The 14811-nt window shown below is 49.3% G+C and carries 14 protein-coding genes; 3 read left to right on the forward strand and 11 right to left on the reverse strand.

Annotated features, from left to right (window positions below; translation table 11 throughout):
* Positions 1-5: 5 nt before the first annotated feature.
* The gene (locus OGX90_RS00235) at positions 6-911 is read left to right on the forward strand and encodes a hypothetical protein (RefSeq protein ID WP_001198595.1); all 906 of its coding nucleotides are present in this window, start codon (positions 6-8) and stop codon (positions 909-911) included.
* A gap of 301 nt (positions 912-1212) precedes the next feature.
* Here OGX90_RS00235 and OGX90_RS00240 read toward each other — a convergent pair whose 3' ends face one another.
* The gene (locus OGX90_RS00240) at positions 1213-2388 is read right to left on the reverse strand and encodes a tyrosine-type recombinase/integrase (protein WP_286622896.1); all 1176 of its coding nucleotides are present in this window, start codon (positions 2386-2388) and stop codon (positions 1213-1215) included.
* 170 nt (positions 2389-2558) lie between these two features.
* Here OGX90_RS00240 and OGX90_RS00245 point away from each other — a divergent pair, with 170 nt between their 5' ends.
* Together OGX90_RS00245 and OGX90_RS00250 are read left to right on the forward strand one after the other, a co-directional pair.
* Positions 2559-2771 (forward strand): Hha/YmoA family nucleoid-associated regulatory protein, encoded by a 213-nt coding sequence (locus tag OGX90_RS00245; RefSeq protein ID WP_001285422.1) that lies wholly within the window; start codon positions 2559-2561, stop codon positions 2769-2771.
* A gap of 360 nt (positions 2772-3131) precedes the next feature.
* Positions 3132-4214, forward strand: coding sequence for a competence protein CoiA family protein (locus OGX90_RS00250; RefSeq protein WP_001232448.1), 1083 nt, complete (start codon positions 3132-3134; stop codon positions 4212-4214).
* A 165-nt stretch (positions 4215-4379) separates the two neighbouring features.
* Here OGX90_RS00250 and OGX90_RS00255 read toward each other — a convergent pair whose 3' ends face one another.
* From OGX90_RS00255 to OGX90_RS00300, 10 genes are all read right to left on the reverse strand, one after another.
* Positions 4380-5879 (reverse strand): helix-hairpin-helix domain-containing protein, encoded by a 1500-nt coding sequence (locus OGX90_RS00255; protein WP_001284314.1) that lies wholly within the window; start codon positions 5877-5879, stop codon positions 4380-4382.
* Between the two features lie 24 nt (positions 5880-5903).
* Positions 5904-7541, reverse strand: coding sequence for a PP2C family serine/threonine-protein phosphatase (locus OGX90_RS00260; RefSeq protein WP_047745009.1), 1638 nt, complete (start codon positions 7539-7541; stop codon positions 5904-5906).
* Positions 7541-8581 (reverse strand): TerY-C metal binding domain-containing protein, encoded by a 1041-nt coding sequence (locus OGX90_RS00265; protein WP_001253655.1) that lies wholly within the window; start codon positions 8579-8581, stop codon positions 7541-7543. Before OGX90_RS00265 ends, OGX90_RS00260 begins: the two co-directional genes overlap by 1 nt.
* Positions 8582-8666: 85 nt before the next feature.
* The gene (locus OGX90_RS00270; RefSeq protein ID WP_001253658.1) at positions 8667-9305 is read right to left on the reverse strand and encodes a vWA domain-containing protein; all 639 of its coding nucleotides are present in this window, start codon (positions 9303-9305) and stop codon (positions 8667-8669) included.
* A complete protein-coding gene (locus OGX90_RS00275) occupies positions 9305-9946 on the reverse strand; it encodes a TerD family protein (protein WP_047745008.1) in 642 nt (213 codons plus the stop codon). Before OGX90_RS00275 ends, OGX90_RS00270 begins: the two co-directional genes overlap by 1 nt.
* A gap of 22 nt (positions 9947-9968) precedes the next feature.
* Positions 9969-10607 (reverse strand): vWA domain-containing protein, encoded by a 639-nt coding sequence (locus tag OGX90_RS00280; protein WP_024182867.1) that lies wholly within the window; start codon positions 10605-10607, stop codon positions 9969-9971.
* Between the two features lie 463 nt (positions 10608-11070).
* Positions 11071-11538: a tellurium resistance protein TerW gene (terW, locus tag OGX90_RS00285; RefSeq protein WP_001176767.1), complete on the reverse strand. Its 468-nt coding sequence runs from the start codon at positions 11536-11538 to the stop codon at positions 11071-11073.
* 17 nt (positions 11539-11555) lie between these two features.
* Positions 11556-12764: a DUF4236 domain-containing protein gene (locus tag OGX90_RS00290; protein WP_047745007.1), complete on the reverse strand. Its 1209-nt coding sequence runs from the start codon at positions 12762-12764 to the stop codon at positions 11556-11558.
* A 10-nt stretch (positions 12765-12774) separates the two neighbouring features.
* Complete coding sequence (locus OGX90_RS00295) at positions 12775-13731, reverse strand: HpcH/HpaI aldolase/citrate lyase family protein (protein WP_000797367.1); 957 nt, start codon at positions 13729-13731, stop codon at positions 12775-12777.
* Positions 13731-14810 (reverse strand): cysteine protease StiP family protein, encoded by a 1080-nt coding sequence (locus OGX90_RS00300; RefSeq protein WP_047745006.1) that lies wholly within the window; start codon positions 14808-14810, stop codon positions 13731-13733. The genes OGX90_RS00295 and OGX90_RS00300 overlap by 1 nt, the downstream gene beginning before the upstream one ends.
* Between the last annotated feature and the right edge of the window lies 1 nt (position 14811).

Here is a 14811-nt window from a genome sequence, read left to right on the forward strand (position 1 = left end):
CAACAATGCAATGGATTTCCACAGCCAGCCAGAAAATCGATGAGCGTCTCTATCGTGTCTGCGTCTGGGTAAAAAAATATCACGCTGATGCGATTAACCGCGTTGTGCTAACCGTTGATCTAAGTAAAGCCCGACATGACCCTGACGAGGACCAGGTAAGAGCAGAGCTGCTGTGCGGCCATTATTTTTTGCTTCGTAAGGAAAACGCTTCGAACTCTGCGCCTGACGATCAAAAGTTTGCTTTCCTGCCTGACGGGCGCAATCTGTGTTGGCAGACCGCAACCCCGGTGCTTCAGCATCTCCTACTCAATAAAAACGTTCCTGAGTCGCTGAGGTTGCTTACGGACTACATACATATGCGTCTGGCCAGGCTGACAATGGTACCTATGTCCGGAACCATCATGAACGAGGCTCTGCTGGACAGCATCAGCTGGGTTAAGGTGGATTTGACCTACTTCTGGCAGTACGAACAGCTCAGCTCTCATCTGGGACCCATCCAGATAACCCACAAGGCACTTGTACGCTTCGGGCACCTGGCTAAGAATGATGAAAACTCCAGTGCCATAAGAATCCTGCGTCAGCGTCTGTCTTCAGAATTCTTACAAGAATTTCAGATGGCTGAGGATGAGCTAAAGCGCAAACAGTCGTTGATGGGCACCATGGACGTGAAAATGCTGTTTCATGCTCATTACCCCAGCCAGAAGATGCTGGTGGCTCGATATAAAAATGGTTGGGTAATGGTGGATTGTTTTCTGTTTCATCATACCAAACCTAAGAAAAAAGCAAAAAACAAAACTACTGTGGCTAAGCCTCAACTTAAACAGACTAAAAGAGAAGGGAGTGAAAATGGAACTGGGCATTATGGTGTGCATCGTGTTGTTACTCTCAGTGGCGGCGGCGTGGATCAGTAATAAGACAGTTGATTTGCTCGAAAGATTCTATTTCAAGCGTCCGCTGAGCATGGAGTACGCGGCATGGCTACGTGTAATGTGTGCAGGCTTGTTATTAGTTTTTATTCAGGTTGCTCCACAATTTACACTCCTGTATACCCTTAAACTTGTCACGCTTATTAATCTTGGAATCCAGACAATGAAATTAAATGGCGTGTACAAATATAAAAGGACGGGAATTTTGCCTCCGGGAGGGGCACTCTCTAATCTCACCAGACTTAACCCGTTCAAGAAAAAATAAAGTTATGCGCCCGTAAGGGCGCTATTCATCAAAGGCATTTCGCATAAGCTTGATCATGGCTTTTTTACCAGCTTCAATATTGCGAATGTAGCGCATAACCATTTCTTCATTCGACCAGTTCCCCATTTCCATAATCTGTGGTAGCGAGTAACCTTCAATATTTAGCTGTATCGCACCACCTACACGAACGCTGTGCCCTGTCCAGTAACGAGTTTTAGTCTCATTTGGATAAAGCTCATTCCACATCTCTTTAAATGCTCGTAAAAGGGAATTTTTGCTGAGCATACCGGCATCGTCCACAGTGTCTTCTTCATCTTCATCGTTCAGAAGACTTTGTTTAGCACGATAGGGTAGGTTATGCCTTTTAAGAAGTTCAGATAGCTCATTCCCTTTACTCCGAAGCTTCCAGCCGGGTGGCATATAGCCTGTATCATGGAAATTTACGGCCTGGAAAAGGTATTCATCCGGATGACTGTGCTGATCCATTTTCACGAGGTTCATCAATCTCAAGAGGCAGTTAGTTAACTGACGTGTCAGCCGGTAGGTAAGAAGTGTACTGATGTTCGTTTTTGTACGGTATACCGTCAGGTTAAATTCACCGGTCATACTATCCAGAGACAGATCTTTCAGACGTATACGGCGAATTTCGGATGAACGGAGCAGTGTTTCAAAGCCTGTCCAGATCAGGCACAGGTCACGAAGTTTACGAACTGAGTTTGTAGTACTGCGTAAATTTATCAGAGCCTTGAGATCGCCAATAAGAAAGGGAGTTGCCTGTTTAGTCGTCTTTCGCTTCCGTGCTTCCGATTGTTTTAAGGCTTCCAGCATGTACCATGCTTCAGACGTAATAATCCCGGGCAGGTTAAGCCCTTTTTTATGGATACTATTTAAGGCCTGAAGACAGCTGTTTATGCTGCTTCGTGACAATTTGCCTTCAAGATGCCCCATAAACGCAAGCAGAGCGTCCTCAGACACGGGGAGCGAACTTACTGGCCAGTCTGTATGCAACCGGGCATTCGCCAGATACCATTCGTTCCATACTCGTAGCCAGTGCAGATAGGTTTTAGCAGTGTTGTATCTCAGATGGGAAAAGTAACGGATCAAGCGTGAAAGCTGTTTATCATGGTTGCCGAACGTTTCCAGCTGCTGATGTAATTCGCTTTCCGAAAACTGTCTGATCACTGATTGATTCTTCATCCTGCTCACCGGGATACACTGGTTTTATTTACAGGTCATTTTAGCACTCATGTACCTGGTTATGAACAGGGTGGAAACAACGAAAAAGGTTGTGAAATCGTTAGGCTTAAGTGAAAAATGATATTAAGATTATCCCTGGCCAGTTGAGGCCTGTCTAAAGAAGGTTGATTATGTCTGACACAAAGCAGTCTTATTTAATGAAATTCCGTAAGTGTAGTTCGTTCGAAACGCTCGAAAAAGTATTTGAAAGGTTATGTGAAAAAAACTCGGGTGTCGCCTCTCTTGAAATTTCTGGTGCTTATGATCATCGTAAAGCTGAACTGACAATGAAAAAGTTATATGACAAAGTTCCTGCGAGTGTGTGGACCTTTGTTCGCGAGTAATTATTGATATTGGCACAACAAAAAGACTGTGCCTGGATTTGAAAATAGTTTATGCCCCTTTCGGGGCTAAAGGCACTGTAATAGCCTGTCTTTTTAACTTTTTTATTAAGTTCGGAGAAAGACTTTAATCATAAGCCAAGCCCACTTCTAAATACATCCGATATTCTCCTTAATTTTAGAAGTTGTGATAAAAGTTACTTTACCTAAACTTCTCTCTTCATATTTGTAAGGCTCTCATTTGATTCTTGTCAAACATTAATCTGGAAGACTAAAAAATCATTTCTTTTAATTCGTTTTACAGAAATCCTCCTCCGTTATTTCGGATATTATTTGAATAATTATCAAAAACGGGGTGCAGCCATGCGTAAGAGTTACACATTTGGTATTCCATTTGGACTCCAGAGAGAATCAGGACTCTTTTTAGATATTACAGAGGTCAGCCGGGGTATCGACTGTAACTGCATCTGCCCCGCTTGCAAAACTGATCTGTTAGCAAAGCAGGGGGAGGTCAAGCTTTGGCATTTCTCACACAGTACTGCTGTAGCCGGTGACTGTGATGGTCTGATGGAAGCCATCCGGGGAAAAATTATTGAAGTCATCAACGAGCACCAGGTTCTTGGTTTCCCAAATCTTCTCGCTGGCGACGATGGTGGGCCGGTTTCACTGAATGAGGTTAGTGGAAGCGGCAGTATGTTCGGAGGTACAGCTGATCTGTTCGTAAAGGTTAATGATTTATGTGTGGCCGTCTTTCTGGACAGGGATCGTAGCATTTCTGCGAAGTTAACCTTTGACCACCTTCATCCTTCCGAAAGAGTTGCCGCATTGCGTATCGATCTTCCTGATATTGAATATGAAATCAGTCAGGTGCAGCTCGGGCGACGTAAAACAACATACAGTGAGTGCATTGAAAGCCTGATCATTGATGAGACCAGTTCCCGGGAATGGCTATATCATCCATTAATGCATGAACTTGAATCTGAACCTCTTCAGGAGTATCGGGGACGGGAGCCTTCAGAGGAAGGGCCTCTTCTTCAGCGCCTTGCTGACTGTAAGATGAAATTGCCTGATATCCTTCCGGGCAGTCATAACGCGCTAGTCAGGTTACAGCAGGATACGATTGTATGTCTGTGTCGGTTAACGGTTCGGGCTTATGACATCGCTCAGACCGATGAATTTCCTTTGTTCCTTCGCTATTTCAGGTTGCACTGCCTGGAAAACAGCGAACATGTCAGTTACGAAAGACTGATCTGCTGGCAGGAAATGATTTCAAAAACCCAGGAAGGCCAGTCCTTGACACAAAACGAACTTGAATATCTTCATGAGATTGTCCGCATCGCCTTATACAATCACCGGCTTAACAATGTCAGTATTTCAGATGTTAAAAACCATGACACAGGAAAGGAGAGCAGCAGGGTAGAGCCACAAAACTATTCACTCTTATAAATAAATTGGGCTTTGCGCATTAAACCCTTGCCGCAGGCGGTGAACCACATATCCGGCACAGACAGTCAGTTTTTCTGGCAGCTTAAATTTGACACAGCTTAATATAGTGATTCATTAAACAGGTTCAGTATGCTGCCAGAAGGTTTCAGTCGTTATGGGCGTCCGTTAGTTTTCTACTAACTGAACGACGACCAGCCTGCCGCCTTCCTCCTTTGACAGAACAAACTGAGCGTTATTCGTCAGTTCAATTTTTTCACCAATGGCAATCTGTCGTTTATCCGGTAATGACATAAGCCCATTTATGCCTTCATTTACTAACCACCACTGATCGTTATGGAAAACAAAATACCCAACTCGTTTCCTTTGTGCATCGGTTGTGCGCTCATTTGGCGCAATGAGGCGATTCACATGCCACGCATAGATTGACTGCCCGCTCCACACCATCAACCGGTGATCGTCAGGACGATAACTGCCTTCCTTTCGGGAAGAATATAAATTTAGCACGGGTAATTTACCCTTGTATGGCGTACCGCAATAGGGACAAACCGGCTTTGTCTTACCCGAGAAAACGTACCATTTCTGTTCACACGCCTTGTTCTGGCAGGGCTGTATCAGATCGACTGTTTTTACCAGGGCACTTTCCCACTCATCGGCGGTCGGGCGTTTAGTGGCATCGTGTAAGCCATCAATAAAGGCGCGTTCAAACAAAGGCGTCAGATAAGGGCCCATGATGGTGTAAGGAATTTTCTCCGGGTCAGCCCAGGGCAGTGAAAAGGAGGATAGCTGACTGACTTTGACTGCATTACTTTTGTCTGTCGGATGTTCAATGAAGAGTGCCTTCTCACCCATAGATAAGGTCTCATCACGTACTTCATCCGACATGTCATGTATTTTTCCGCCACGTAGCGGATGACGGAAGAATAGATACATGTAAATAAGCACCGACAGCGCATGACGGTCAGTAGTAATGCTTGGTAATACGCGGTTCGGATCCTCTTTGGAAAGATGGCTGGTTTTCACCACTTCCGGAGCAATAAAATCCGGGGTGCCCACGACGTCGGGAGGATACTTTCCAGGGACAACCAGGCCGTCTACGTCAATGATGCAGGCATGTCCCATTTCTGGATCGATAAGCACGTTTTTATAGCTTAGATCGCTGTGACAGAGACCTGCCGCATGCATCCTTCTGACGGCTCTTGTCAGCAGCAGACAGACCTTTAGATAGGTAAGCGTATTGCCTCGTTCACGTGGGTCGAGAAATTTGTTCTGGTTGCTGGCGCTGGCAAACCATTTGCCTTCCTTTTCACGACCTTTTATGCCAAGAAAATCATCGTTTTTAGAGCCGTATTTAAAGAAAAAGTAGCTTTTGTAGGTTGGAACCACGATGCCGATTTTATCCCCATGCTCAACAACATGGGTCGGCCAGCAAAACAGGTCCTTCCAGTATTCACCTCCGGACTGGCCAAAAATGTTTTGCCTGTAGCGTCCGGTGATCATATCAATCCGATCCCGGGCCTGCTCGTTCTGCGGTTTATGATAAAAAGCGACGACGTATGATTTATCAGGCGAGAAGTAAACATCCTTCATCGAGCCCGAACCAATTACCTCGTCAACATACTGGACTGTTTCGCCGTCCTTTGTTTTGCACGTAACGATATTTGCCATATTGATCACCGAAAAGCGTATCCCTTACCACAACACCGCAATAGTGCGGTCATCATGGTTCCCTGTGGAGAAAAAGTTAAGCCAGTCGCCTAACCTCTCAGGCGCAATACTGGCGTCTGTAAGGACAGGGTTGAGCTCATCAACGAGACGGGTCCATTTTTCGTCACTGCGAAGCCCGTTATCCGTCTCAAACAGAGGGTCTGATACGCCGTCTGTCATGAGGATCAAGTGAGATACATCATTCCATTTACCCACGCTGATGCGGCCGCTAAACGAGGGGTCTGCGATAATGCTCTGGTCAAGGAAACGGGTTTGTCCTGCGTATTCTCCGCTATCGGGATTTCCCAGTATCCTGACTTTACCGGAAGGGCTGTATGCACCTATCGCACCATCACCAAGCCAGAATGCAGCCGCAAACAGCTCTTTATCAGTTCGTAGCGCTACAGTTGCCAGAAGGGTTGTTGAATAGGATTTCACAGGTTGTTCTGCACAAATGGCTTCGTTCTGGATACTGTTGACCGCGAGCGTAGCTGCCTGTTTAAAATGATGAAGCATGGCGTTTATGGTTGCCTGCCGATCGCTCCCTTCCCACGCCGTGATGTGCTGCTTTAAATGGACGCCTTTCACACCACTGAGCTGATTGAAAAGGTAATCGCCAGCCGTTTTGACTGCAATCCGGGAGCCTTCCCGGGAATTTACCGCACTACCGGCCCCGTCTGCGACCAGCATGACAGACCATCCTGTCTCCTGGCAGTGGTTGATATAGAAGTCGTCATCTCTGAAGCTCCCGGCATGCTCATGAGATCGTCCCCGGCGACTGGCGGCAGCAATACGTATGTCACCCCTGACCAGGCCAGCAGCGTCCAGATGGGACTTAGGGTAGGGAGCGTCTGCTGGTGGCTCTACCACCTTCCACAGGCTTCTCGGATCGGGATTTACTATAAATAGCTGTTTAGTTTCACATTCGTCGTGCGACGCGCATGACCAGATTACTGAAAGCTCTATATCGCCGCTTTCGGTGGGAGTACCTGTCAGCAACTTATGCTCTTTGTCAAAGGACAGGCCAATGTTCCGGGGAAAGACAACGTCCCTGACAGTAGCCTGCTGGCCCTCATCCAGAACGATAGCAACCGGCGAAGAGAAACGTTCGCCTGCGCGGGCGTTGGGAATAATTATTTTAGCTCTCGGGGGAACGGCAGGCGTCACAGCTAATCCGGCCCGCTGCTGGCCTGTCGGTATCTGCCCGGGTTTTAATACCAGGGAAAACAGGTTTTCGTCTTCCCTCTGTGCTGGTTTATCAAATTCGTAATAAGGCATCAGCTTCCAGAACGGAGGATGAGGTTCATTTTCTGGCAGGGGTTGCAGTAATGGTGTATCGGTAGCGTCAATGCCCGGGTTATCAGCAACACTTACGACCGTTTGTTGCTGATCGGAAAGACTGGAAGCTGACGAGGCGGCAATCACTGCGTCGTTATCATCTTCGCTAACCCGCGCAGATAAACCCTGTGCAAGACACTCAATCCGCTTTTTAAGCCGCATAATCTCTTCGGTAAGGGATGGGTCCTCCGATAGAAGAAAAAGCCGCTCACCTTCTACAGGGTGGCCCAGCTCAGACAGAACTAAGCGGATAATCTTCTCTTTAAGTGAAGCATCTTGCGACATCAACCTTTTCCTCTGTTTACGTCGAAGTTAGTGTTTCCGCCATCATTGCTGAATGACAGGCCTGTTTCACACCACGGGCAGATCACGTCATCCGGGCCGTCAATGCACAGCAATTTTCCGCATGAGCACAGGGCAAACGCACTGGCATTACCGCAGTGAGGGCAACCCGGTACGCCATGCAGTTCGCTGGTGTTTACCTGCAAACCGGTAGCGGTGGCATCTGACCATGCAAAATAGTCCTCATCGATGGGATAGCATCCGGCAATATTAAAGCTGTTCAGGTTCAGGCTGAAATCGAGCCCGGAAACCCTTGCTGGTGGCCGTTCATACTTCATCAGATACGGACGACGGGTCTTGCTGCAACGGCCGGTAAGCGTAACGCAGTTTTCGTCGTACGCTTTTACTGGCTCGTCCTTGGCCAGCCGGACTATGTATTCAGTCTGGCTGAGCTCAGGTTGTTTGTCGTCCCCGACGCTGCGGCTGTGCGCCGTAACCGAGGCCGTGATCCATTTGATGAAGCGGGTAAAGTCCCCTTCCTGAGACTCGGTGAACAGCATGACATTCTCTGTCAGTTGTCGCAGGATATTCAGGTCCGCTGACGGCCCCAGGCCAACGGCAATGAGATTCACTTTACTCGCGTAGTGATCCTTCCAGCGCTTCACTTCTGCGGTTGTGTCGTCAGTCGGACGTCCGTCGGTAAGGAGGTACACGACGGGTTTCCAGTCGCCTTTAGCCTCATGAGTGGTTTTTCTGACCTGGGTATCAATTTGTACGGTCAGCTCACGCAATGCGGCCCCAAGGCTCGTACCGCCGCCAACGGGAAGGCGGGGAGGGTAGAACGAGGCAATTTCGTGAAGAGGTACAATCGTACGGGCTACACCGGCAAATGCGATTACCGAAACCCAGGCTGTTTCAAGTGCGTGTGGATCCTTTCTTAAATCTCCGACGATCATTTGCAGACCATCAGTCATTTTTTTCAGGTTTTCACCAATCATGGACTCTGAACAGTCCAGGACAAAAAACACGGGAAGGCGTCTCATAATTTTCCTCGTACGGCTGGTACGGCCAGCAGAAAACGTTGCTGTACAGAAAGGTGCTGCCAGGAAAGCAGCACCTTTCTGTCTGTCAAAGCACCAGCTGGATTTCTGGTGGAGGAGGGGGAAGGGTATCAGTTCCGTTATTGATCCCCGCGCTTGTACTGCCGGAAGACACGCTGGCCGATACCCATTTAAAGAAACCTGCAAACGCGGTTGAATCTAGCGTCTCCAGAGACACAACCTTATCGGTGAGCTGTTTTAAGTGCTCATGGCCTGCTTTAGGACCAACGGCGCAGGCAATGATGGATCCGAATCCCCGGCCGCGAATCGCTTTTACCGCTTCACCGTACGCCAGGGCATCAGAAGGGGTTCCATCAGTCATCAGGAATACCAGAGGACGCCAGTCTCCTTTGGTATCACCATCTGAGCGACGTACATCCCGTTCAACACACTGCATCAGACATTCAAGGGCAGCACCGGTGAACGTCCCGCCTGCGCTTGGCACAACGATGTCAGAAAACTGGAAGTCTTCCAGCGGCGTGAGAGGAATGAACTCACGCGCCTCATTGTCATAGGTGATAATGGAGATATGAACGCTTTCGAGAGCGTAGGGATCCTGGCGAAGAGCGCTAAGCATCGCCTGAATTCCAACGTTAACGGAATGGATGGACTCACCGCGCATCGAGCCGGATGTGTCGATAACAAGGTAAACAGGCAGGCGGCGCATCACATGTAATTCCTCAGGTGCGAGACAAACGAATCTGATTCTGAAGGCTCACCAATTGCCCTGAGTTTCCAGCCTGTAGCCTCGCGTATCAGCTCGGCAAAAACCATGGAGCGCTGGCTGGCGAAGGCGGGTCCGCCAGAAAGATCGAATCGTGCCATTTCAATATTACGGGCATCTACTGCCCGGATGAAGGCATTCTGAACTTTTCCAAAGTGCTGCTGGAGCTTTTCACCATTGTAGATCTGAACGATGAACACAATTTTCTCGTACTGAGCGTCAAGGGAATTCAGGCGCACAATAATTTGCTCATCGTCACCGTCACCGGCTCCGGTTCGGTTATCGCCCGTCAGCCAGATATTGCCTGACTTATGGCGAAGGCTGTTGAAAAAGATGATATCGCCATTCACAAGCGTTGGTTTACCATTTTCCACATTGCCGAGATCGGTCACCTTTCCGGCTGAATTACACAGGAAAGCGATCACATCAAGGTCGTATTCTTCTTCTTTTTTACCAAAGAGCCCGCCGAGGAAACCTTTTTTTTCCTCATTAATATCCCAACCGAGGCCGATAGTAACGGACGAGAGATCGTATTCATTTTTTTTCAGGCTTACGCCCTGGCCTTTGCTCAGACTGACAGACATGACATCCCCTTAATCAATAAAATTATAAGACCACATTTACTTCTGGCGGCGGCGGTGGCAGGTCTTCAAGACCGATCACTTCTTTTTTGCTGGACTCCACTTTCTGACTGCCTACCGAAATGCTCGCACTGACCCATTTAAAGAAGGCTTTGATCGTCGAACTGTCAGCTGTATCGAGCTGAACCACGATTTCAGTGATTTCTTTGAGGACGCTGGTATCGGCATCATGCCCGGCTGCACATGCCACAACAACGCCGGTTCTGGCCGCTTTAAAGTCATTCAGGCCTTTGCGCCAGTCATCATTCGGACTTCCATCCGTCATCAGGAATACAAGGGGACGCCAGTCACCTTTAGTGTCAGCCGTCGTTTTCTGTACTTCTTTGGCAATGGAGCTGGCCGTGAGGGAAAGCGCTTCGCCAAGAGACGTGGTGCCGCTGGCTGTTAGTGCTGGCATCTGGAAACTCAGGAGGTCTGTCAGGGGGACTGCCTGTCGGGCTATAGAATCAAAGGTGATCACTGACACGTGAGCCGTTTCGAGTGCATACGGATCCTGTTTCAGCGTGGTAAGCAGCGTCTGAACGCCATTTTTAACCGCTTCGATAGGCTCTCCGTGCATAGAGCCGGACGTGTCGAGTAGCAGATATACGGGTAAGCGTCTCAAATGTAATTCCTTCTTAAGAGATCGGAAGAGGAGAGTAGTTTCAGGAAGAGGCCAGGGTTTGTTGATTTGATAAAACGGCACGACATCTGTCGGGTGGAGATTAAATATTCAGAAGCGGCATTATAGAAATAAGTTAACCACCATTGAATTACCGACATGCGAATGGCCTCTTATCAACAGAAAATAATTCAGACCGTACTGGAATATCAGATTTCTGAAAAAACTCGGGAAAAAATAAACTTTCTTATGTATGAAAATCATCATACATCACAGATCTGCATGAATGGAGTGTAAATCGCCCAAAGATTGATGTGTAGCACAAGAGGATGTCAAGACACCAGGTTTTGTAGGCAGTAAGGCGCTGCTGACCTTGCGGGTGGAGAATAGATCAAAACTCCGTCACGCCAATACAGAGGTGAAATATGACAAAACCGGGGTTTTCACCCCGGTCTGAGATTTAGCGTCAGGACTTTTTAGCGCTGTATTCTTTTATCAGTTCATCAACGGAGTGAAGAGCCAGCTTCTCTACCGCTTCACTTCGGGTCGAGCCACTCAGCGCAGCCAGACGGTCAATTTTTCTTAGAATCCGCATGCGTAACGATAATGACACGGCTGTTTTTTTATCCTTATCGAGTACGACCTTCCCTGTGGACTCACCGGTTTTCAGTTCAGCATTCTGTGCGAGCGCTTCATTCATCCGGCGAAGGGTCTTTTTATCCAGCTGGCCCGGATTAACGAGATGATAGGAATGACCTGCCTTGCTGTATTTGATCTCCGCAGAATATGACTCGCGTAGCTCTTTGAGGGCCCGGGTTAATGTCGGCTCTGAGCATTCCAGACTGGTTATAATGTCGGCAGCGGAAACGGGCTTGCCGGTGCCCAGTAAGTTGGCAAGCTTAAAAATCCGGGCCTGTCTGGTATTTAATTGCATCGTAAGATTTAGCCTGCTTAAAGGGTTAGTGGTTCAATAGGCTGAAAAATGAAGGTACTGCTCATCTTTCGAATAACCGGTTGATCGCCTAACGCTTCAACCGGATCAATGTGTTCTATGCCTGCAAAATTTACTGACGACATCTGGCTGCGAGTGCATTTGCAGGACAGGATATACTCATCCTCCAGATAGCCGGTCCGCTTACTGACCCGTTGCGTAAAGCCTGACACAATCACGTTGTCGAACGGTAGCGTATGTAAAACGATACCGACCAGGCGGAACAAGCAGCCATGGACGTGGCGGGCATAGTTTTCGCGTACGGCTTTTTGCGTCATGGCTTTTTCCGTCAGCTCCGTGCCCCGGGCATTAACGCCGTAAATCTTATCAGGGAAATCTTCAATCTCAGCTAAATCAACGTCCAGCAGGACTGCTGATAGCTCCGGCTTTACTTCAAATGCAACAAGCGTTTCACGCGGCCATTCAGTTTCTGCCAGCACACCCGCCAGGTATGATTCGAAAAACGCGGCGTCTGTCCGGAACTGCTGCCGGGCATCTGCCTGAGCCGTGGCGAGCCGTTTTTCATGTTCTTCAGCTTCAAACTTCCAGTTTGCATACTGTTCGGCCCAGGCCGTCCGTTGTTGCTGGTACCGGTGCTGTCGAAGGGTATTCTCACGCTCCACATCAATCAGCTCCTGCTGCCACCGGCGAAGATTTTCGGCGTGGCGCTCAGCTTTAGCTGATTCCGATTCAAACCATTTACCCAGAAAACTAATGCCTTCGCTCTCGGCAGGCTTTTCCGGCAATGCAAGGTAGTCTGGCTTTTCTGGACGTACCGGTGCCGGAACCTGAAAAGGCGACGTTCTGTTATGCAGGTATACTGCCTCCAGCTCTGCCCAGCTGATGCCTGTTTTTGGATCCGGCGTGAGCTCGTGAATATTACGGATTGCGGTCACCGCTGACATGAGTTCAGCGGCTTCCTGCTCAAGCGCCTGTCTGAGCCCCGGATCGGTTGCCGTCCGGTTCCCACCTCCGGAACGCGCGGCCCGGTCAAGCCGGGTACGGTAACTCAGCCCGGTACCGGGCAAGCCCAGATTGGCATAGGTCCCCCTGCTTCCAAAAGAAACGGAAGCACCTCTCGGCCCGACACTGAGGCTCGGTGCACCGTTACTCAGGTTGAGGCGAACGCCAGGAATAATGTTGATCGACTTTCTGAACCTGAACCCCATTATGATTTCCTTAATGATGCTGGGTCACGGTAAGTAATCTGATTCCATCAGCGCTTTGCTCGTTCTGTAACCCATAAAAACGAGCTCTGTCCAGAATGCCAGCCGCCCAGCGGCGATGTGTGGCGGGTTCACACATTGCTCCCTGCGACTTAAACACGGCCTGGGTAGAGTTCAGGATCCGCAGAGCGTCAGAATGCTCACCCTGAGTGACCATCAGCGCGTTTTGAATGACCTCTATCTGACCCGGGTGAATGGCCGTTTTCCCAACAAGCCCATGTGCCATATCAAGAGCCAGCTCTCTGGCCATAACGGCATGATCGTCAATATGCTCACATACGGGCGCGGTCAGGGCAAAATCACGCGGGCCGAAGACCGAAACGAGCATTTTGATGACGTAGCCCATCGGGCTGTCATACAGCGTCAGGTCCCGGGGACGGCGAAGCGACACAACGTTCATAAGATCGTTGCCGCCGATTCGAAGCGCAATAATGCGGTCGTGGCAGGGATGTTCCACCAGATGGGTGGCCAGCTCGCGCATCTGAACCACGTCAAAGACGTCTTCTGTTTCCAGCGTTGGCATCATGCACAGGTGAGTCCCGCCCATGATATCCCACCATTCAGCTAACGAACTGAGGGTAAATTTCGGCAACACAAACCCGTCGACAGCGGAAAGATCATAATGCGCTTTTAACCATCTGCCCATTTCGGCATGCCGGGGGCGAATGAACACCAGAGGCCAGTCATTTTTACCCAGGCTACGCATGCTGTTACTGAGCTCGTGCAGCAGGTGCTCCAGATTTTTGAGGGCGACGGGGATGTCTGCTTCACTGACAGCATCCTCCAGGCAAATCACCAGAGAGCGCAAACCCGGGATTTTCCCGTGCAGGACGGCATCAGCAATATCTTCCCGTGTTGCAGGCATGTATAGCGTGGCTCCCAGATTCCAGGGAGAAAGACGATTTTTCATCAGAGTACCTTCTTGATAATGGTTACAGCCCGATACTGGCCGAGGGTTCCCCCCATTTCTGTAACAACTATTCCCTTTTCACGAGCAAGCCCTACAAGCAAGGCAACGTCCGGGTCGTCAATAGAACGCACAAATACATGGTCCGGTACCCGACGTAATACAGCCCGGGTTGCTTCAGCAATACCGGGTTTTATACGATTGACGCTGTCCACTTTAAATTCATCGGCCAGGAACGCGATAACGTCGCGACTTGTCTGCCATAAGATCCGGGCTGACTCCGTATTCCAGCTCAGGGGAGCGAGGGATGACGGGGTTAACTTCTTACGGAAATGAGCGACGGTATCGACAAGCATCCGGCTGCATTCGAATTCACTGAGATGCTCGCAAACCATACACCCATGTAATCCTTCAGAGGACCATACTGAGCGGGAGATCAGGCCTGATACCGGCGCACCCATGATGCCAAAAGGAATGAGCCAGTCATCATCACTGGCTGCAAGCCAGGAACAGCCACAGGGATCGGCCAGGACAACCAGTCGCGGCTGCTCAGGATAGCCCGGGCGATCTTTCAGTGCGCGTACAAGCTCTCCGGTAATTGCGCCTTTACCTGTCCATCCGTCAACAAAGACAATACCGCCTGTACCATGACGCTCTTCAATGACGTCGAGTGCTGCACCGTCAATTCCACGATCCCGGATGATGCTGATGCCGTAATGCCATGAGGTTTTCCCCATGTCACGCAGGGCCTGGTGCAGCATAACGCCGAGCGGTACGCCAGCTCTGACAAGACTGGCCAGTACAATGGGCTCATCACCGAAGCGTTCGGCCAGAGAAATAGCGAGCTGTGTGACTTCTTTTGCAAGCCTCTCTGCGCCCCGATCCAGCGCCCGGTGAAACAAATCAAGATGCCATTGTGTTGGTGCTGGCTCCTGGCTGAGCATGTCTGAATAATGTTTCTTCCCGGACTGAATCAGCTCTTCTTTTTGATCAACCGGCGTCATCTCAATGACAACCGGCTTTAGCAGAAATTCCACGTCACCGGGCTGGTATGAGCCGGTAAATGTTTCATGTGGCTGCATT

This window comes from Citrobacter sp. Cpo012, assembly GCF_030333015.1.
Taxonomy (GTDB): Bacteria; Pseudomonadota; Gammaproteobacteria; order Enterobacterales; family Enterobacteriaceae; genus Citrobacter; species Citrobacter portucalensis.

Excerpts from the sequence above, each read along its gene's own strand:
- OGX90_RS00250 (WP_001232448.1), top strand. The coding sequence starts at position 3,132 with ATGCGTAAGAGTTACACATTTGGTATTCCATTTGGACTCCAGAGAGAA.
- OGX90_RS00270 (WP_001253658.1), bottom strand. The coding sequence starts at position 9,305 with ATGCGCCGCCTGCCTGTTTACCTTGTTATCGACACATCCGGCTCGATG.
- OGX90_RS00255 (WP_001284314.1), bottom strand. The coding sequence starts at position 5,879 with ATGGCAAATATCGTTACGTGCAAAACAAAGGACGGCGAAACAGTCCAG.
- OGX90_RS00275 (WP_047745008.1), bottom strand. The coding sequence starts at position 9,946 with ATGTCTGTCAGTCTGAGCAAAGGCCAGGGCGTAAGCCTGAAAAAAAAT.
- OGX90_RS00265 (WP_001253655.1), bottom strand. The coding sequence starts at position 8,581 with ATGAGACGCCTTCCCGTGTTTTTTGTCCTGGACTGTTCAGAGTCCATG.
- OGX90_RS00235 (WP_001198595.1), top strand. The coding sequence starts at position 6 with ATGCAATGGATTTCCACAGCCAGCCAGAAAATCGATGAGCGTCTCTAT.
- terW (WP_001176767.1), bottom strand. The coding sequence starts at position 11,538 with ATGCAATTAAATACCAGACAGGCCCGGATTTTTAAGCTTGCCAACTTA.
- OGX90_RS00260 (WP_047745009.1), bottom strand. The coding sequence starts at position 7,541 with ATGTCGCAAGATGCTTCACTTAAAGAGAAGATTATCCGCTTAGTTCTG.
- OGX90_RS00295 (WP_000797367.1), bottom strand. The coding sequence starts at position 13,731 with ATGAAAAATCGTCTTTCTCCCTGGAATCTGGGAGCCACGCTATACATG.
- OGX90_RS00240 (WP_286622896.1), bottom strand. The coding sequence starts at position 2,388 with ATGAAGAATCAATCAGTGATCAGACAGTTTTCGGAAAGCGAATTACAT.
- OGX90_RS00300 (WP_047745006.1), bottom strand. The coding sequence starts at position 14,810 with ATGCAGCCACATGAAACATTTACCGGCTCATACCAGCCCGGTGACGTG.
- OGX90_RS00290 (WP_047745007.1), bottom strand. The coding sequence starts at position 12,764 with ATGGGGTTCAGGTTCAGAAAGTCGATCAACATTATTCCTGGCGTTCGC.
- OGX90_RS00245 (WP_001285422.1), top strand. The coding sequence starts at position 2,559 with ATGTCTGACACAAAGCAGTCTTATTTAATGAAATTCCGTAAGTGTAGT.